Genomic DNA, 19,043 nt, shown 5'->3' with positions numbered 1-19,043 from the left:
GCTTCAGGGCTCGTAGCCAAAGGCGCGTATCACTGCCTTGGCCTTGTCGGTCTTGAGATAGGCCATCAGCTGCGCCGCGGCTTTGCTGTCCTTGGCCCTGGCCAGCAACACCGCATCCTGGCGGATGGGGCTGTGCAGATTTTCAGGAACAACCCAGGCCGAGCCGGACTTGACTTTGCCGCCTTCATAGACCTGCGAGAGCGCGATAAAGCCGAGTTCGGCATTGCCAGTGGAGACAAAGCTGAAGGCCTGGCCTATGCTTTCGCCCTGCACCAGCTTGGGCTCCAGCGCGGCCTGCAGACCCAGCTTGTTCATGGTTTCAACGGCCGCTGCGCCATAGGGCGCGAGCCTGGGCGCGGCAATGGCGATTTTTTTAAAGTCTCCCTTTTTCAGGACCTCGCCCTGCGCGTCGACCAAGCCAGGCTGCGCCGACCAGAGCACCAGCTTGCCGGTGGCATAGCTGAAGCGGCTTCCGTTCACGGCGGTACCCTCTTTCTCAAGCCTCGCGGGGGTTTCATCGTCGGCCGCGAGGAACACTTCGAAGGGCGCGCCGTTGCTGATCTGCGCGTAGAACTTGCCGGTGGCGCCAAAGGTCAGCACCGCCTTGTGGCCGGTGTCTTTTTCAAAGTCCGCGGCGATCAGTTTCATGGGCGCGGTGAAGTTGGCCGCGACCGCGACCTGGATTTCCTCGGCCAGCGCAGCGGCCGAGGCCAGTGCGAGGCACAGCACCGACAACCAGCGCAACACGATTTTGGGCATCTGGGGACTCCGAAGGTGAAAGATGGAGGGGATTGGGACAGGCCAGCTTGGCAGCGCTTGGCCCACCACCCAAGCGCTATTCTATTTTAGAATAGCGCAGCCTGCCCTTGGGCCTTCCATGAAAAAACCCGCAGCCCCATCCACCGCCCCCTCCTTCGCCAGCGCCCTGGGCCACGAGCCGGCCGACAAGCGCATCGAAATCCTGCGCCTGGTCGGCGAAAGCGGCTCGATCTCGCAGGCGGCACGCGAGGCCGAAGTCAGCTATAAGGCCGCCTGGCAGGCCATAGACATCCTGACCAACCTGGCCGGCGTGGCGCTGGTGGAGCGCGCCGTGGGCGGCTCGGGCGGCGGCGGTGCGACGCTAACGCCGGCGGGGCAGAAATTGCTGGCCGTGGCCGGCCTTTTGAATGAAACCCGCAGCCAGGTGCTGGCCGGTTTCAAGTCCAATGAGTTGCTGCTGCCGCGCGCGCTGCCCACGCTCTCCAACATGGGCGTGCGCACCAGCATGCGCAACCAGTTGCCTTGCGAAGTCGACAAGCTGGCACTGCGGGGTCAGGTGGCGCATGTGCATTTGAGGCTGGCTGGCGGCGCCACGCTGGTCTCGCGCATCACCAAGGCCAGTGCAGAGTTGCTCGGCCTGAAAAAAGGACAGGCCGTGCTGGCGCTGTGCAAGGCCACGGCGGTGGTGGTCAGCGCGCAAAGCCCCACACCGCCAGGCCTGCAAAGCCTGAAGGGCCAGGCCGTGCGGATCAGCCGCGGCGCCGGCGGCGACGAGGTGTCGCTGCAGCTTGACGCCGGCTTGCAGTTGGTGGGTTTTGCGGCGCCGGGCAGCGGGCTGAAAACCCAAAGCCTTGTGCAGGCGCAGATCGACGAGTCGGCCGTCGTGATTGCCTTGTCGGTCTAGCCTCCGAGCTGCTAGACAGGCGCCTCAAAAAGATACTGGCGCGGCGCCCGCGCCCCGCCCTGCGGCGCCACCGGGTGCGCTACCACGCCCCAGACTTTTTCAATGCAAAGCGGCGTGAGCACCTCGGCGGTGGCGCCGCTGCCCACCACCTGCCCGCCCTGCAGCACCACACAGCGGTCGCTGTAGCGCAGTGCCAGGTTCAGGTCGTGCAGCACGGCCACCACACCGACACCCTGGGCGATGGCCCAGGCGCGCACAAGTTGCAGCATGCGGTGCTGGTGCTGGAGGTCGAGTGCGGCGGTGGGTTCATCCAACAACAGCCAGCGTGTGGACTGGCCCGCCAGGGGCTCCCACACCTGTGCCAGTGCGCGCGCCAGGTGGACACGCGCTTTTTCGCCGCCCGAGAGCGTGTTGAGCACGCGGTGCTGCAAGTGCTCGACCGCGGTGGCCTGCATCGCCTGCAGCACTACATCGGCTTCGCTCCGGCCCAAATGGCGGCGGTGCGGATAACGGCCCAGCTCCACCACTTCGCGCACGGTGAACTCGAACGCGACCTGGGTTTCCTGCGCCACGCAGGCGCGCATGCGGGCCAGCTCCGCGGGGGCATGGGCGGACAGGGCCTTGCCGGCCAGGCAGACATGGCCGCCCGAAGGCTGGCGCTGGCCGGTCAGCAGCGACATCAAGGTGGACTTGCCCGCGCCGTTGGGCCCCAGCACGGCCGTGACTTGGCCCGCGATGAATTGCGCGGAAACCGCCTGTAGCAGCGAACGGCCCGGCACCTCAACGCCCACGCTGGCCACCTCAAGCATGCCGGCCAGCGGCAAAAAATCAATCTGGTTGCGCGCGTTCATGAACAGGCTCTCAAATCCGGCTGCGGAAGTGCCGCAGCAGCAGTAAAAAGAACGGCACGCCGACAAAAGCCGTCAGCACCCCCAGCGGCAGCTCGGCAGGTTTGACCATGGTGCGCGCCACGCTGTCCGCCGCCAACACCAGGGCCGCGCCCAGCAGCGCCGAGCCCGGCAGCACGATGCGGTGGTCAGGCCCGGCCACCAGGCGCACGCAGTGCGGCGCCACCAGGCCGATGAAACCGATGATGCCGGTGGTGGCCGTGACGGCGCCTACCGCCAGTGCCGTCAGCAGCACCGCAAGGCGCTTGACGCGTTCCACCGGCACGCCCAGCAGCGCCGCCTGGGCCTCGCCCAACGCGATGGCATTGAGCGGCCTGGCCAGCGCAATGCCCAAACCCACGGCCGCCGTCACCACCGACAACACCAAGGCCACCGCGCTCCAGCGCGCGCCGCCCAGGCTGCCCAGCAACCAGAACTGGATGTTGCGCAGTTGCTCGTCGGTGGCCAGGAAAGTCAGGTAGCCCAGGCCGGCGCCGGCTAGAGCATTGATGGCGACGCCCGCGAGCAGCATCAGGCCGACCCGCGTCGCGCCGTCCTGTTGCGACAGTGCATACACCAGCATGGTGACCAGCAGGCTGCCCGCGAAAGCCGCCGCCACCAGCGTCCAGCTGCCCAGCGTGCGCGGCATCTCGGGGAACCACAGGCTGCCGAGCACGATCGTCATGCCGGCGGCCAATGCCGCGCCGCTGCTGACGCCAATGAGGCCGGGGTCGGCCAGCGGATTGCGAAACAGGCCCTGCATCAGCGCCCCGGACAGACCCAGCGCCGCGCCGGCCGCCACGCCCAGCAGCAAGCGCGGCAGGCGTATGTTCATGAAGACCAGGTGCTCAGGCGTGGGCTGGGTGCTACCAGCCAGCATGTCGAGCAGCACGTTCCAAAGTTGCAGCGGGCTGATGGCATAAGCGCCGCGCGCGCTGCCGGCGATAAAGCTCAGGGCCAGCAGCAGCACGCCCGCGCCCAGCACCAGCGACGCGGGCAAGCGCCTGTGGTCGCCGTGCTGGAGGGCCTTCATGCGACGGCCTTCAACCCAGCCTGGTGCAACTCGGCCACGGCCTGCGGCAGGCGTGGCCCGAAGCCAATCAGGTAGAGCGCGTCAAGCGCGACCAGCGCACGGCGTTTGTAGGCGGGCGTCAGCTCCAAGCCGGGTCGTTGCCAGAATTTCTCCAGGCCGCCGACAGCTTCGACACCTTGCGTGGTGGTGACGATCACGTCGGGCGCGGCGGTGACCACCGCTTCGGGTGTCATGGCGCGGTATCCGGCGAAATTGGCGGAGCCGCCAATGCTGATGAGGGCATTGTCCAGGCCCGCGTAATTCAGCATGGCGTGCGCAGCGGTTTTCTCGCCCGCCACCTGCGGCGAACCCGAATGCGAAAGAATAAAGATGGCGCGCGGTTTGCGACCGCCTTTGCGGGCGACGGCCGCCAGCACCTCGGCCCATTGGGCATCGAGTTTGGCCTGCAGCGCGGCGGCCTGCGCCACGCGGGCCGTGGCCCGCCCTACCGCGGCGACCTTGCGCTGCACTTCGGCCCAGCTATGGTCGGCCTCCACCAGTTCCACCTTGACGCCGGCGTTGCGGATCTGGTCCATCACCACTTGGGGGCCGGCTTCGGTCGTGCCTATCACCGCGTCGGGCTTAAGCGAGAGCAGGCCTTCGGCCGACAGCTGGCGCATATAGCCGACCTTGGGTGTCTGCAAGGCCGCAGCCGGATAAAGGCTGGTGGTGTCGGTGCCGACGAGTTGCTTTTCAGCGCCCAGCGCGTAGACGATTTCCGTGGTCGCGCCGCTCACCGAGACGATGCGCGGCATCTTCACCGGCGCCTGGGCCTGCGCAGCAGTCGCAGGCAGGCCGCAAACGCTGGAGACGGCGGAAACCACCGGCAGTGAAAAATACCGCAAGGCGTCTCGCCGGCGGAGTGGGAGTGGAGGTGTTTTCATGGGAGCCCTTGCGTGGGGAAATGCTGCGAAAAAGCGCTGTCATGGATCGCTCAGGCAGCTTCCTTGAGCCTGGGCAGGCGTGCCACGATGTCGCGCCAGCCCTGCAGTTCGGGAACACCGGGCTTGCGCGCGCCGAAGAACATCGCCATCAGCTCGCCCGCGCCGTCGAAGACTTCCACCGAGGTGACCAGGCCTTCGGTCGTGGGCTTCTCGACAATCCAGGCGCTCTTGACCCTGTCTTCGCGCAGGTGCAGGTTAAAGCCTGCGTCCAGCACGTTGATCCATTGCGCTGCCGGGGTGGCCATGGGTTCAATGCGCTTGACCGGCCCGGTGTGGATCTGGATGCAGCCCGGGCTACCGACAAACACCATGATGGGTGTGCCGTCCATGGAGGCTTCATCGAGCAGCTTGCGCACAATGCCCAGGTCGGCCCTCTGTGCGAAGCGGCCTTCGACCAGGCGAAAGGCCTGCTGGCGCTCAGCGCCGGCCTTGCCGATCAGGCCGAAAAACTCGTGCGTGTCCTTCATCTGGCTCCAACCTTGGGCTAATGCGGCGGCGTCGATTTCCGCGTCGGGCTTGGGAGCCTCTTTGGGCACGGCGGGCGTGAAGGTGCAGGCCTGGCCGGCGTCGCTGAACTGGTTGGCAACATCCCTGAAGGCTTCGCGGTCAGTCTCAGGACGGGCGAACACCTTGTGCACGGCCACGCCGTGCGCATCAAAAAACTGCAGGCTTTCCGAGGCCGGGTTCTTGGGATCATTTGCCGGCTCAAAAACGTAAAAGCCGGCATGCCAGCGGCTGAAGAAAATGCGCAGATCGATGTCTTCGCCCAGGGCCAGGCCCATATGGCCCTGCGCGCTGATGTTGCGGTAGACACCGGTTTTTTCATGCACGGTGGCCTCGTTGCGCGTGAGCGCCATGACCGGCCCGCACAGCTCCAGCGCCTGCAGGATCTCGACCCAGGGGCCTTTGAGCGGCATGGCCTTCAGCGAGAAGTCGTGCGTACCCGCATGAGCGGCCACGGCCTGGCCTTCGGTGACGCCTAGGCTCTCTGCGGCGTCCTTGGCGCGCTTGCCGCTGCTGCGCGCGGCGGCGAAGCGCTCGCGCAGGGCGGCGTGGTTCAGGGGAGCAGTGCCGGCATCGGCCTGGCTTGCGGCGCCTGGCTGCGTCTGGATTTGAAGGACTGCGCTCATTGAAGGGTCTCCGGGGTTGTGTGCCAAAGCACGCGGTGGGTATCAGAAGTGTCCGCAGGCAAGAGCCCCTGCTGTGGCTGATCGGGGCCGGGCTGCGAGAGCCGCATCCACAAGGGATGCAGGTTGGCGGCAATGGCCCTGAAATTCGGCGGCGTACCGGCGTGGCGCGACAGCATGAGGAGGTTGTCGATGATTTTTTGGGCCAGCAAGGCGCGCTGCCCTTCGCAGCAGGCCTGGGCATGGCCGGTCATCAGCGCCAGCGTCCCGGCCAGCAGGGCTTGCGCCGGGGGCAGGCCCTGCACGTCGGCTGCAGTGGTGTCGCCATCATTGGCACCATGGTCGGGAAACTGGCTCATGCGCTTTCCTTCTGGCTTGTAAAAGGTTCAGGTTGGTATCAGAAATCGGCGACGAGCGAGACGTTGAAATAACGGCCCGGCTGGCTGTAGGCGTCGCGGAAGGAGGAGTTGGCCGCCACGCCGCGGACATCCGACCAGTTCCAGTACTTCTTGTTCGTCAGATTGATCAGGCCGGCGTTCAGGCGCAAAGTCTTGCTGAAGCGCCACTGGCCGGTCAGGTCCAGCGTGGTCGCGGACGGCACGGCGAACTGGGTGGTCGCCACCGGCACCGCGGGCGGCGAGGCGGCAATGGTCTGCGCGCTGATGTCGTCAAACTTCTTGGCCGAATGGTGATTCGCGTCCAGGCGCACATCCCAGGACGGGGTCTCATACTTCAGGCCTACGCTGAGCTTGGCCGGGTCTATGGTGTCCAGCGGCTTGCCGGTGTTCTTCACGGTGCCGCGGGTGTAGCCGTAGGAGAACGGCGTGCTGAGCTTGCCGTCGCCGAACTTGCCCCAGTTCATGTCGCCCTTGATTTCAAAACCGCTGATGGTGGCGTTGTCGATGTTGATCGACTGGATCACGGCGGGATTCGCGGGGTTGCCAAAAGCACCGCTCACGATGGCACCGTCCTGGATCAGGTCCTTGAAGCGGCCATAAAACACAGCGGTGTCGAAACTCAGCTGGTCCAGCCGCGCGCGAACGCCAAATTCGACGTTGCGGCTCTTTTCGGGCTTGAGGTTGGGATTGGGCACGGTGCGGTAGCCGCCGGCCAGGTTCTGGAAGAAGCCGTTCACCTGCCCCGCATTCGGTGCGCGGAAACCGCTGGCGTAGTTGCCGAAGAAACTCCACTGCGGCGTGGCGCGGTAGATGACGCCGACCTTGGGCGACACGGCCGAGCCCGACATGGACACCGCAGGCACCGGGAAGCCGGCCTGCGCCGCGTCTATCTTGAAGCTGTCGGCGCGCACGCCCGGCGTCACGCTCCAGTCGCCCAGGATGAATTCATCCTGCACGTAGACGGCGGTGGCGGTTTCCGTGGTGTCGGGAAAGCGTTTGAGCGGGAATGTCTCGCCGGCGGGCGGCACCAGGCCGGTCTGCAGGTTTTCGATTTTGGCGCTGGTGTGGTCCAGGCCGTAGGTGATCTTCTGCGCTGAGTTGGCGCCCGTGCGGATCGTCTTGTCGGCCTGGATGCTGGCCTGCAGCGTGCGTTCGCTGTAGCTCGTGTCGCGCACGCGCTCCTGCGGCAGTGCCGTGCGGCGCTCGTAGGTGTAGTCGCTGGACTTCGCATCCTGGTAGCTGAGCACCGTTTGGATGTTGTCGGCCAGCCTGGTGTCCACCTTGTACTTGGCATCCCATGTCAGCCGGTCGCGGTCCATCTTGCCGGTCGAATAGGAGTCCAGCACCGTGGCCGAGCGCGCGGTCAGCAGGTTGTAGTCGCTCTTCTTGTCGACGTGCTCGAAGGTGATGACGTGTTTTTGCGAAGCGGTCGGCGTCAGCACGACCTTGCCCAGCAGGGAATTGGTCTTGTCACTCTGTGGGTTAGGTACCGTCCGGGTGAAGCCGGTGCCGCTGTTGTCGCCGCGGTTTTCCAGCTCCTTGCCGCTGCTGGTGGCCACGTTCAGCTGCCAGGCCAGCGTTTCGTTGACACGGCCGGCAATCGTGCCGCTGGCGGCGCTCTCGTTGTTGTCGCCGCTGTAGCTGATGGACGCGCGGCCGCCCAGCGATTTGCCGTCCTTCAGATAATCGTCCGGTTCGTAGGTGATGAAGTTGACCAGGCCGGCAATGCCGTCGGAGCCATACAGCGCGGAAGCCGGGCCCTTGACGACTTCAATGCGCTTGATGAGGTCTATGGAGACGCTGTCGCGCCCGAAGGAATTGGGACTGAAGGCGTAGCTGCGCGGAATGCGTATGCCATCCACCATCATCAGCACGCGATTGCCGTCGAGGCCGCGGATATTGAAACCGGCATTGCCCTCGCGGCCGGTGTCGCCCTGCGCCAGGCCGAAACGCGCGGGCGCGCGGCGCACGGAGACGTTGGGAATGTTCTTGGCCGCATCGCGGATGTCCCTGATCTGCCCCTGCTCGATGTCGGCGGCATTGATCACGTCTATGGTTTGCGGGATGTCGTCGACCGACTGCTCGCCGCGCGAGCCGCTGACGACGACTTCTTTCAGGGCGGCGACTTGCACCGCGGTGCTCGTGGCCGGCGAGGCCGTCTGCGCCTGCGCCTGCGCAGCAAAGCCGCCACAGGCCAGGGCGGTCAACAGGGAGATTTCGCGCAGCGCGAAGCGGGAGGAAGGATAGAGGGAAGTCATGCAAGCCCAAAGTAAGAGGTTTGGAGGGCTTGCTGCGGCAACGCGAATGAGCCTGACGGCTCCGGTCACTTGTGGCTGGCTCTGGAAAGATCAGAGTATATGCGAATTGTTCTCATTCGCAACATTTGGATGCAAAATAAATCAGGGAAACATCCGCTCTGGTGCGCCTCCCACTCTGTCATGGGTCACCATGAAGTCACAGGGAGCGACGAGGATGGCAATCGGACAGGCTGCATCGCGCCTATCCACTTAATAGTCAATACCAATCGCTAACGAACAATTAAAAGCTATATACTATCGATTCGCCGGCAAGTTTTAGCCTTTTTTCATCACCTATAGGAATCCATCTAGATGTCCCTGATCAATACCCAAGTCCAGCCCTTCAAAACCCAAGCCTTCCTCAATGGCAAGTTCATCGACGTTTCCGACGAATCGCTGAAGGGCAAATGGTCGGTCCTGATCTTCATGCCGGCTGCATTCACTTTCAACTGCCCCACGGAAGTCGAAGATGCCGCCGACAACTACGCCGAATTCCAGAAGGCCGGCGCAGAGGTCTACATCGTCACCACCGACACCCACTTCTCGCACAAGGTCTGGCACGAAACCTCGCCCGCAGTCGGCAAGGCCAAGTTCCCACTGGTGGGCGACCCCACCCATACGCTGACCAAAGCCTTTGACGTGTTCATCCCCGAAGAAGGCCTTGCACTGCGCGGCACCTTCGTGATCAACCCTGAAGGCGTCATCAAGACCGCCGAAGTGCACTCCAACGAGATCGCACGCGACGTCAAGGAAACCCTGCGCAAGCTGAAAGCAGCCCAATACACGGCAGCCCACCCCGGCCAGGTTTGCCCCGCAAAGTGGAACGAAGGCGCCAAGACCATCGCCCCGTCCATCGACCTGGTCGGCAAGATCTAAGCGCCCTGCCGCCCTCCTGACAAGGCCCGGGGGCCCGGCACGTGTGTGCCGTCCCGGGCTTTTTTGTTCCCTTTTGATCCCGTTTTGCCATTGTTTTGCCATTGAAAGTGAGTCCCCCATGCTCGACGACGCCACCAAAGCCCAACTGAAAAGCTACCTCGAACGCGCCACGCAACCGATCGAAATCGTTGCCTCGCTCGACGACAGCGAGGCCTCCGGCGAAGTGCTGTCGCTGCTCAAGGACGTCGCCGAAGCATCGCCCCTGGTCAAGCTGACCGAGAGCCGCGACGACAATCACCGCAAGCCCTCGTTCTCGATCAACCGCCCCAGCGAGAACCACGGCCCGCGTTTTGCCGGCCTGCCGATGGGCCATGAATTCACCTCGCTGATCCTGGCGCTGCTGCAGGTCGGTGGCTACCCTCCCAAGGTCGAGCAAGCCGTGCTGGACCAGATCCGCGCACTCGATGGCGATTTTGACTTCGAGGTGTATGTCTCGCTGACCTGCCACAACTGCCCCGACGTGGTCCAGGCACTGAATTTGATGGCGGTGCAGAACCCGCGCATCAGAACCACGATGATCGAGGGCGGCACCTTCCAGGAGGAAGTGAAGGAGCGCGAGATCATGGGCGTGCCCACAGTCTTCCTCAACGGCACCATGTTCGGAAACGGCCGCATGAGCCTGGAAGAAATCCTCGCCAAGATCGACACCAGCGGTGTGGAACGTGAAGCCAAAAAGATAGACGGCAAGGAGGCTTTCGACGTGCTGATCGTCGGCGGCGGCCCGGCCGGTGCCGCTGCGGCGGTGTACGCCGCGCGCAAAGGCATACGCACCGGCGTGGCCTCTGAGCGCTTCGGCGGCCAGGTGCTGGACACCATGGGCATCGAGAACTTCATTTCCATCAAGGAAACCGAAGGGCCCAAATTCGCCCATGCGCTGGAAGAGCACGTGCGCAATTACGACGTGGATATCATGAACCTGCAGCGTGCCAAGGCCTTGATCCCGAACAGCGGTCCGGACAAAAACCTGATCGAGGTCCAGCTTGAAAACGGCGCTTCACTCAAGAGCAAGTCCATTGTCATTTCGACCGGCGCGCGCTGGCGCAACATCAACGTGCCCGGCGAGCACGAGTTCAAGAACAAGGGCGTGGCCTACTGCCCGCACTGCGACGGCCCGCTGTTCAAGGGCAAGCGCGTGGCGGTCATAGGCGGCGGCAACTCAGGCGTCGAGGCGGCCATCGACCTGGCCGGCATCGTCGGCCATGTGACGCTGATCGAGTTCGACACCGCACTGCGCGCCGATGCCGTGCTGCAGCGCAAGCTGAACAGCCTGGCGAACGTCACGGTGATCACCAACGCGCAGACCACTGAAATCACCGGCGACCAGAAGGTCAACGGCCTGGTCTACAAAGACCGTGCCAGCGGCGAGCTGAAAACCGTGGCGCTCGAAGGCGTGTTCATCCAGATCGGCCTGGTGCCCAACACCGACTGGCTCAAGGGAACGGTCGAGCTGTCCAAGCACGGCGAAATCATCGTCGACGCCAAGGGTCAGACCTCGGTGCCCGGCGTGTTCGCGGCCGGCGACGTGACGACGGTGCCCTTCAAGCAGATCATCATCGCGGCCGGCGAAGGCGCGAAGGCCGCCCTCAGCGCCTTCGACTACCTGATCCGCAGCCCCATCGCCGCGTAATAAGCCCTCGGCGCGACGAAGCGCTGAATGTAAAAAGCCGCCCCGGCCGGGCGGCTTTTTTGTGTCACGAGACGGAAAACCCGCCAAAAACCGGACGAACTCTGGCGTCTTTCAGATGAGAATTACTCTCATTTATGCTATAGTCTGCAGCGCCCTTTTTCCTTTTCCCCTTTTTCTCTTCCGCTAGCCAGACATCCCAGCAGCCTCTCGCGCTACCGGGCGCAGCAAGCCAACAACCTGCCCACGTGGCTCCTGAATTTCCGCCACCCGCCGTGGCGCATCGGGCCGTCGTGCGCACGCCAATTTCCTGGCGTTCCTCCCGGAGTTTTGACTTGCCCAGCTTGCACTTGCCGCGCGCCACACGCTGCCTGGCCCCGTTCACCATTCTTTCCCTGGCCGCCACGCTCCAGGGCGCCTATGCCCAGGCCCCTGCCGAAACCACCCTGCGCGAAGTGCAGGTGAGCGCCGAGTCCGAAAAAGAAACCGCCACCGGCCCGGTAACAGGCTATCGCGCCAAAAGGGCCTCCACCGCAACCAAAACCGACACACTACTGTCCGAAACGCCGCAAGCCGTCACCGTGGTGACCAGCCAGCAGATCAGCGACCAGGGCGCCAACAACCTGCAGGATGCGCTGGGCTACGCCGCCGGCGTGCGCTCCGATGCCTATGGGCTGGACTCGCGTACCGACTCGGTGCGGGTGCGCGGCAGCACCCCCGACAACTACCTCGACGGCCTGCGCGAAGCCTACGGTTACTACACCAGCCGCACCCGCGCCGACCCTTACACGCTGGAGCGGCTGGAAGTCCTGCGCGGGCCCTCAGGCATGCTGTTCGGCGCGGGCACGGCCGCCGGCGTGATCAACATGGTCAGCAAGAGGCCGCAGGCAGAGACCCAGCGCGAGATCGGTGTGCAGTACGGCAGCTATGGCCGCAAGCAACTCCAGGTCGACCTGACCGGCCCGCTCACGCAGGACGGTGAGTGGCTGTATCGCCTGGTCGCGCTCAAGCGCAGTTCGGACACACAAGTGGACTTCGTGCCGGACGACCGCAGCCTGGTCGCGCCTTCGCTGACCTGGCGGCCCAGCGCCGCGACCTCGCTGACCTTGCAGGTGCTGTGGCAGAAAGACAAAAGCGGCTCGACCTCGCAATTCTTCCCGTGGGAGGGCACGCTGCTGCCCAATCCCAACGGCCGCCTGCCCACCAACCGTTTCATCGGGGAGCCCGGCGACTACTACAACTCCGAGCGCAAGACTTTCGGCTGGCTGTTCGAGCACAAGTTCAACGACGGTTGGACGGTGCGCCAGAACTTCCGCATCTCGCGCAACGAGAACGACAACCGCTACCACTATGGTGATTTCTTCACGGCACCGGGTAGTTGGGGATCAGACCCGGTGGCCAAACGGCGGCTGGGCCGCATCAACGACAGTTCGCTGACACGCAACCGCATCACCGCGCTGGACACCCACGCCGAAGGCCATTTCAGCACCGGCGCCGTGCAGCATACGCTGCTGCTCGGCGCGGACTTCGCGCGCCACCGCGAGAACGTCTGGTCGGGCGCGACGGTCAGCGAGATAGACGCCTACGCACCGGTCTACGGCAACCTGCTGGTTCCTGACCGCACCGCACTGCCGCGCACCACCCAGCGCCAGACCGGCCTGTATGTGCAGGACCAGATGAAGTGGGGCCACTGGATCGTCACGGCTGGCCTGCGCCATGACAAGGCCGTCGCGGGGGCCGACGGCAGTGCCGAGGAAGAGAGCAAGGCCACGACCAAACGCCTGGGCCTGATGTACGCTTTCCCCTCGGGCTGGTCGCCCTATGTGAGTTACAGCGAATCGTTCACGCCCCAAGCCGCCATCAAAGGCCAGGTATTCAAGCCACTGCGCGGCGAGCAATGGGAGTTGGGCCTGAAATACGAACCGGCGGGCCGCGCGCTGGCCTTCAGCGCTGCGCTCTACGACCTGCGCGAAAAAAACCAGATCGCCTCGCCGATGCCCGACACCTATACCCAGGTCGGCGCCACGCGTACCAAGGGACTGGAGCTGGAGGTCAAGGGCCCGCTCACGCCCAACCTGGAACTGGTCGCGCACTACAACTACACCGAACTGGACAAGCAGCTCGAAGGCCTGCCCAAGCACCAGGCCAGTGCCTGGGCCAAATACCGATTCTCCATCGCCGGTGTGAACGGCTTCTCGGCCGGCGCCGGCGTGCGCTGGATGGGCGCCTTCAACGACCGGCAAGGTGGCGGCAACGGCCCGCACATCCCCAGCGCCGCCTTGCTGGACCTGATGTTCGCCTACGACACCGGGGACTGGCGCTATGCCGTCAACATCAACAACGCGACCGACAAGACCTACTTCAGCACCTGCCTGGCGCGCGGTGACTGCTGGTATGGCGCTCGACGCAACGTGGTGGCCAGCGCGACCTATCGTTTTTAGACACGAAGGAGCATCGCGATGAACAGCCGTAAAGTGAAAACCTGGACCTGGATCCACAAGTGGAGCAGCCTGGTCTGCACGGTCTTCATGCTGCTGCTGTGCCTGACCGGGCTGCCTTTGATTTTTCACCATGAGATCGGCCATTTGCTGGGTACCGAAGTGGAAGCGCCCGACCTGCCCAAGGAAACACCACGCGCCAGCCTGGACAAGGTGATGCAGGTGGCGCAGGCCTTGCATCCGGGCAAGGTGCCCATGTTCGCTTCGCATGAGATCGACGACGACCGCTTCTGGTACGTCACGCTGGGTGACACGCCGATCTCCGAGGTCGGCAACAAGACGGTCGCCGTCGATGCGCGCAGCGCCGCGGTGCTGGCGCAGCCGAAGTTCGACGAAGGTTTTATGTACGTCATGTTCAAGCTGCACGTGGACCTGTTCGCCGGGCTGCCCGGCAAGCTGTTCCTGGGCTTGATGGGCCTCTTGCTGCTGCTGGCGATTGTTTCGGGTGTGGTGTTGTACGCGCCCTTCATGCGCAAGCTGGAATTCGGCGCCGTGCGGAAAAGCCGGCCACGCGCCAGGTGGCTGGACCTGCACAACCTGCTGGGCATCGTGACTTTGGTGTGGGCCTTCACCGTGGGCGCCACCGGGATGATCAACACCTGGGCCGATCTGGTGATCAAGTACTGGCAGTACGACCAGCTCAGCGCGCTGCTGGCGCCTTACCAGGGGCAAAAGCCGCCGGCTCGCCTGGCCTCGGTGCAGCAGGCGGCATTGTCGGCCACCGCGCTCACCCCCAACATGAGGATGGCTTTCATTGCCTTTCCGGGCACAACGTTTTCCAGCCCGCACCATTACACGGTGTTCCTGCGCGGCAACGAGCCTTTCAATTCACGCCTGCTCAAGCCGGTGCTGGTGGATGCGGGTACCAATGCGATTACCGCCAGCCCACCGCTGCCCTGGTACCTCACCGCCCTGCTGGTATCGCAGCCGCTGCACTTCGGCGACTACGGCGGCATGCCCATGCAAATTCTCTGGGCGCTGCTGGACATCGCCACCATCGTCGTGCTGGGCAGCGGCCTCTATTTGTGGATCAAGCGCCGCAACCCAGCGGCAGCCACAAAGCAACCCGCCTCGGCCGGCACTGCGCGAGACTCGCATGCCCTACCCCACAACGCCCCGGATGGTGCCGCATGAGTGCACCTGCAAACTCCGCTTTCTGGCACCTGTGGCGCTGGCCCCTGGTGCTGGGCCTGCTCAGCGCCAGTGGCCTGCTGACTGCGCTGGTTTCCGATGGATGGGGCGACTGGTGGGCCTGGTTGAGCCTGGGTCTGCCGGTGGCCGTGATGGTCTGGTGCGCATGGATGCCACGCAAGCCGGCCGGGCGCTGAGCAACAGCGAGAATTTGGCGCCGGCATGGCGTCGCAGCGGCCGCGAACGACAGTTTCGCGCAGGCGATAAAATACGATGCTGCTCACGCACGATCTGAAGGCTGAACTGAAGGAGTGCGCGGCGGGCCTCCTGCCCTCTTGCATTGCCCATACTACTTTTCATTCTTTCCTTCTTCCTTTTTCTCATGAGCGCTTTTAACACCGAACGCATTATTTCCGTCCACCACTGGACCGATACGCTCTTTAGCTTCACCGCCACACGCGACCCCGGCTTTCGTTTCGTCAATGGCCAGTTCACGATGATCGGCCTGCCTGTCGATGGCAAACCGCTGATGCGCGCCTACAGCGTGGCCAGCGCCAACCATGAAGACCAGCTGGAGTTTTTCAGCATCAAGGTGGCCAACGGCCCGCTGACCTCGCGGCTGCAGCACCTCAAGCCCGGCGACGACATCCTGGTGGGCCGCAAGCCTACCGGCACGCTGCTGCTGCAAAACCTGTTGCCCGGCAAGACGCTGTGGCTGCTGGCGACCGGCACCGGCCTGGCGCCCTTCCTCTCGCTGATCAAGGACCCCGACACCTACGAGCGCTTTGAGCGCGTGGTGCTGGTGCATGGCTGCCGCACAAGCGCCGAGCTGGCCTACCGCGGGCTGATCGAGCATGAGTTGCACGAGCATGAGTTCCTGGGCGAACTGGTGCGTGGCCGGCTGATGTATTACCCGACCGTGACGCGCGAGCGCTTTCGTAACGAGGGCCGCATCACTGAGCTCATGCAGTCGGGCAAGATTTACAGCGACCTCGGCTTGCCGGCGATCTCGGCGGACAACGACCGCCTGATGCTGTGCGGCAGCCCCGACATGCTGCGCGACATCAAGGCCATGCTGGAAGCCCAGGGCCTGGAAGAAGGCAATATGCAGCACGCCGGCCACTTCGTGGTGGAGCGCGCCTTCGCCGAACGCTGAGCGCCGGTCCCGCAGCAATACGAACGGTTCTCACAATCAAACGCAAACAGACCGCGCCAGCAGGGGGAATGCTTGAGTTGCGGGCTACGGCCAGTGACAATGGGCGATCCGAACTACAACGATAAGGAATTCCATGAAAGGCGACGCACAAGTCATCGCTCATCTGCAGGCGCAGCTCAAGAATGAACTGACGGCCATCAACCAGTACTTTCTGCACTACCGCATGTACAAGCACTGGGGCCTGGACAAGCTGGCCAAGAAGGAATACGAGGAATCCATCGGCGAAATGAAACACGCCGACAAGCTGATGGACCGCATCTTCATGCTTGACGGCCTGCCCAACCTGCAGGACCTGGGCAAGCTGATGATCGGCGAGGACGTGCTGGAAGCACTCAACTGCGACCTGCAAGCCGAAACCGGGGCACAGGCGACGATCAAGGATGGCATCGCCCACTGCGAGATCGTGCGCGACTACGTCTCGCGCGACCTGCTGCAGGAAATCCTGGACGACACCGAAGAGCACATCGACTTCCTGGAAACCCAGATCGAGCTGGTCGCCAAGGTTGGCATACAGAACTACCTGCAAAGCCAGATGGGCGAAATCAGCTAAGCGTTTGCGGCAATCCCGCATCTCCGGTGCATCAACAAAATACGGGGCCTTTGGGCCCCGTTGTCGTTTCGGCAGCTTTTGCCGCCCATCTCATTCCCGCGCGGCTCCCGCCTTGAAATGGACTTTGACCCCCTGTTTCGCATTTTTGCCACAAAAAAAGCCTTGCGACATTTGGTTCTTCATCATTAAGAAACAAGATATTACGAATCATTATCATTTAGGATAAACTTCAAGCAAATTTTTCGAGCCAGCCAACTCGCATCCCTTTTCGGTGATTTCGGGCCAGCCAAGCTTTTTTCCTGAACCCGGTCCGCCTGCCATAGGCCGGACCTTGCTTGGAGGCCACCTTGGCACACCCGTCCGCTCGCGCTGCAAAAACTGCGCGCAATAAAAAAAACCGCAATGCTGGTACCAGCAGCTTCGCCCCTCTCGCCGCGTCAGCGGCTTCTGCCTCATCTTCCGACAAAGCCCTGCTGCCGCTCGGCGCACTGATGCTGGCTGTCTCGGTGTCCGGATGGGCGCAAAGCGCCGCACCGGCGCCCGCCGCCGCAAGTACCACGACTTCCACGCAGGCCGAGGGCAAAACCCTGGCCCCCGTGACGGTCACGGGCACGCGTGAGCGCGAGAACCAGACCTACCAGAGCGGCATCACCAGCGTCGGCAAGATGCCCGTGGCGGCCAAGGACATCCCGCAGTCGCTGACGGTCGTCAATGAAAAGCTGATGCACGACCAGGGCAAGGACAGCTTCAAGAGCGCCCTGGAAAACGTCATCGGCATCACGTTTGAAGCCGGCGAAGGCGGCCGCGTCGGCGACAACATCCGACTGCGCGGCTTCAGCGCGGCGGGCGACATTTACCTGGACGGCATGCGCGACATCGCGCAGTACAACCGCGACAACTTCAACACCGAGCGCGTGGAAGTCCTGCGCGGCGCGGCCTCCATGCTGTTCGGCCGCGGCTCCACCGGCGGCGTGATCAACCAGGTCAGCAAACAGGCTCGCCTGATCACCGAACACGAGGTGAATGCCACCGTCGGCACCAAGGGCTACCAGCGCTACCAGGGCGACTTCAACTTCAAGCTGGACGACGATGCGGCCTTGCGCATCAACGCCATGGCCACCGACGGCGACGGTCGCGGCGAAAACGCCAGCGCGACCACCCACCGCCGCGGCCTGGCGCTGGACTACCGCTTCGGCATCGGCACGGCCAACGAATTTGAAATCAGCTACTACCACCTGCATTACAATGACAAGCCCGACTGGGGTTTTGCGTGGTTCAACGACCGCCCGGCGCCCGGCCCCACCAACAAATACTGGTACGGCCTGAACACCGACTTCCAGAACGACAAGGCCGATGCCGTCACTCTAAGCCACACCCACCGCTGGGCCGACGGCAGCAGCCTGAAAACCACCGTGCGCGACGGCTACTATTCGCGCACGCTGCGCGCCACGCAGGCCAGCTTCGCCGCGGGTACCACGCTGGCCAATCTGAGCGCCAACACGGTGGTGAGCCGTGGCGCCAGCAGCGCCGGCAATGCCAAGGCGGGCAATGAGCACCACACCTTCCTGCAAACCGACTACCTCACCACCACCCAGTGGTTCGGCCGCAAGAACAGCCTGCTGATAGGCGCCGAATACGCGGTGGAAAACTCCGACCGCTCCAGCTACCCCTTCCTCGCGGTGGCGGCAGGCGGCCCCGCCAAGCCCTCCACCGTCGTCGGCAACCCCATCAGCAACGGCATAGGCGGCAACCTCACGCAGAGGCTGGAAACGCAATTCAAGGCGACGACGCTGGGCCTGTACATGCAGGACACGATCGACCTCACGCCTTACTGGAAACTGGTCGCAGGCCTGCGCATCGACAACTTCAAGGCCGACTACCAGCGCCCCGGCGGCACCGCGCCCAACAACACGCCGCTGTCCCGGTCCGACAGCCTGCTGAGCAAGCGCCTGGGCGTGATGTACCAGCCGACCGAAGAGGTCAGCTACTACGCGGCCTACGGCACGTCCTTCAACACCTCGGGCGACCTGTACCAGTTCGATCCGCAATCGGCCAACACCGCTCCCGAAAGCAGCCGCAATATGGAAATCGGCGCCAAGTGGGAGCTCTACGGCGGCGACCTGTCGCTGCGCGCCGCGCTGGCTCGCACCGAGAAGTACAACGAGCGCAACACCGACCTGGACACCAACACCAACTCCTACCTGCTGTCCGGCAAGCGCCATACCGACGCCCTCGAGTTCGAGGTTGCCGGCCGTATCACGCCGCAGTGGGACGTTTTTGCGGGCATCGGTTTCCTGAAGGCAAAGATCGATAAATCGGGCTCCAATGCCGCGGGCCTTGCCGAGGTCGGCCAAAACCCCGGCCTGAGCCCAAGCCGCCAGGCCAACCTGTTCACCACCTACCGCATAGGCGACAAGTGGCGTATCGGCGGCGGCTTCACAGCCGTCAGCACCAACAAGCCGGCCAACAGCGTCACCACCTTCAACCGCGCGCCAGGCTACGTCAAGGCCGACGCGCTGGTGGAATACCGCATCAGCGAAGGCAACACCGTCAAGCTCAACATCGACAATATCTTCGACAAGGTCTACTACAACACGCTGTACCGCGGCTTTGCCGCGCCCGGCGACGCGCGCAGCGTGCGCGTGACGCTGACCAGCAAGTTCTGATTCGAAGAAGAGAGTTTTTTCGAGGTCTCGGGCA

Annotated in this window: 16 protein-coding genes; 9 read left to right on the top strand and 7 right to left on the bottom strand. The window is 63.8% G+C overall.

Annotated features, from left to right (window positions below):
* Positions 1-3: 3 nt before the first annotated feature.
* The gene (gene modA, locus ACEN8I_RS10210) at positions 4-759 is read right to left on the bottom strand and encodes a molybdate ABC transporter substrate-binding protein (protein ID WP_413328290.1); all 756 of its coding nucleotides are present in this window, start codon (positions 757-759) and stop codon (positions 4-6) included.
* A 118-nt stretch (positions 760-877) separates the two neighbouring features.
* Between modA and ACEN8I_RS10205 the strand changes: the two genes are divergently transcribed.
* Positions 878-1,663 (top strand): TOBE domain-containing protein, encoded by a 786-nt coding sequence (locus ACEN8I_RS10205; protein ID WP_413328287.1) that lies wholly within the window; start codon positions 878-880, stop codon positions 1,661-1,663.
* 11 nt (positions 1,664-1,674) lie between these two features.
* Here ACEN8I_RS10205 and ACEN8I_RS10200 read toward each other — a convergent pair whose 3' ends face one another.
* Genes ACEN8I_RS10200 through ACEN8I_RS10175 form a run of 6 tightly spaced genes read right to left on the bottom strand, consistent with a single transcriptional unit; the run spans position 1,675 to position 8,349 of the window.
* Complete coding sequence (locus tag ACEN8I_RS10200) at positions 1,675-2,514, bottom strand: heme ABC transporter ATP-binding protein (protein WP_413328286.1); 840 nt, start codon at positions 2,512-2,514, stop codon at positions 1,675-1,677.
* A 10-nt stretch (positions 2,515-2,524) separates the two neighbouring features.
* On the bottom strand, positions 2,525-3,583 hold the full coding sequence (locus tag ACEN8I_RS10195) for a FecCD family ABC transporter permease (protein WP_413328285.1): 1,059 nt from the start codon (positions 3,581-3,583) through the stop codon (positions 2,525-2,527).
* Complete coding sequence (locus ACEN8I_RS10190; RefSeq protein WP_413328284.1) at positions 3,580-4,506, bottom strand: heme/hemin ABC transporter substrate-binding protein; 927 nt, start codon at positions 4,504-4,506, stop codon at positions 3,580-3,582. The genes ACEN8I_RS10195 and ACEN8I_RS10190 overlap by 4 nt, the downstream gene beginning before the upstream one ends.
* 50 nt (positions 4,507-4,556) lie before the next feature.
* Positions 4,557-5,696, bottom strand: coding sequence for a hemin-degrading factor (locus tag ACEN8I_RS10185; RefSeq protein WP_413328282.1), 1,140 nt, complete (start codon positions 5,694-5,696; stop codon positions 4,557-4,559).
* Positions 5,693-6,052 (bottom strand): hypothetical protein, encoded by a 360-nt coding sequence (locus tag ACEN8I_RS10180; RefSeq protein ID WP_413328280.1) that lies wholly within the window; start codon positions 6,050-6,052, stop codon positions 5,693-5,695. The genes ACEN8I_RS10185 and ACEN8I_RS10180 overlap by 4 nt, the downstream gene beginning before the upstream one ends.
* A 38-nt stretch (positions 6,053-6,090) precedes the next feature.
* Positions 6,091-8,349: a TonB-dependent hemoglobin/transferrin/lactoferrin family receptor gene (locus ACEN8I_RS10175; protein WP_413328279.1), complete on the bottom strand. Its 2,259-nt coding sequence runs from the start codon at positions 8,347-8,349 to the stop codon at positions 6,091-6,093.
* A gap of 351 nt (positions 8,350-8,700) precedes the next feature.
* Between ACEN8I_RS10175 and ahpC the strand changes: the two genes are divergently transcribed.
* The 8 genes from ahpC to ACEN8I_RS10135 all read left to right on the top strand — a co-directional run bounded on the left by ahpC (position 8,701) and on the right by ACEN8I_RS10135 (position 19,009).
* Positions 8,701-9,264 carry an alkyl hydroperoxide reductase subunit C gene (gene ahpC, locus ACEN8I_RS10170; protein ID WP_007874200.1) on the top strand — a complete coding sequence of 188 codons (564 nt, stop codon included), beginning with the start codon at positions 8,701-8,703 and terminating at the stop codon, positions 9,262-9,264.
* A 118-nt stretch (positions 9,265-9,382) separates the two neighbouring features.
* A complete protein-coding gene (ahpF, locus tag ACEN8I_RS10165; protein WP_413328278.1) occupies positions 9,383-10,951 on the top strand; it encodes an alkyl hydroperoxide reductase subunit F in 1,569 nt (522 codons plus the stop codon).
* Positions 10,952-11,283: 332 nt separating this feature from the next.
* A complete protein-coding gene (locus tag ACEN8I_RS10160; protein WP_413328275.1) occupies positions 11,284-13,389 on the top strand; it encodes a TonB-dependent siderophore receptor in 2,106 nt (701 codons plus the stop codon).
* A gap of 18 nt (positions 13,390-13,407) precedes the next feature.
* Positions 13,408-14,580 carry a PepSY-associated TM helix domain-containing protein gene (locus ACEN8I_RS10155; protein WP_413328274.1) on the top strand — a complete coding sequence of 391 codons (1,173 nt, stop codon included), beginning with the start codon at positions 13,408-13,410 and terminating at the stop codon, positions 14,578-14,580.
* Positions 14,577-14,774, top strand: coding sequence for a hypothetical protein (locus ACEN8I_RS10150; RefSeq protein WP_413328272.1), 198 nt, complete (start codon positions 14,577-14,579; stop codon positions 14,772-14,774). Before ACEN8I_RS10155 ends, ACEN8I_RS10150 begins: the two co-directional genes overlap by 4 nt.
* Before the next feature lie 185 nt (positions 14,775-14,959).
* Positions 14,960-15,733, top strand: coding sequence for a ferredoxin--NADP reductase (locus ACEN8I_RS10145; RefSeq protein WP_413328271.1), 774 nt, complete (start codon positions 14,960-14,962; stop codon positions 15,731-15,733).
* A gap of 133 nt (positions 15,734-15,866) precedes the next feature.
* Positions 15,867-16,343 (top strand): bacterioferritin, encoded by a 477-nt coding sequence (bfr, locus tag ACEN8I_RS10140; RefSeq protein ID WP_413328270.1) that lies wholly within the window; start codon positions 15,867-15,869, stop codon positions 16,341-16,343.
* Positions 16,344-16,834: 491 nt separating this feature from the next.
* Positions 16,835-19,009 carry a TonB-dependent receptor gene (locus ACEN8I_RS10135; protein ID WP_413328269.1) on the top strand — a complete coding sequence of 725 codons (2,175 nt, stop codon included), beginning with the start codon at positions 16,835-16,837 and terminating at the stop codon, positions 19,007-19,009.
* The last annotated feature ends 34 nt before the right edge of the window (positions 19,010-19,043 follow it).

Source organism: Polaromonas sp. CT11-55, from assembly GCF_047303325.1.
Lineage (GTDB): Bacteria > Pseudomonadota > Gammaproteobacteria > Burkholderiales > Burkholderiaceae_C > Polaromonas.
The sequence above is the reverse complement of the archived record's forward strand: the minus strand, read 5'-3'. Positions and strand labels throughout refer to the sequence as shown.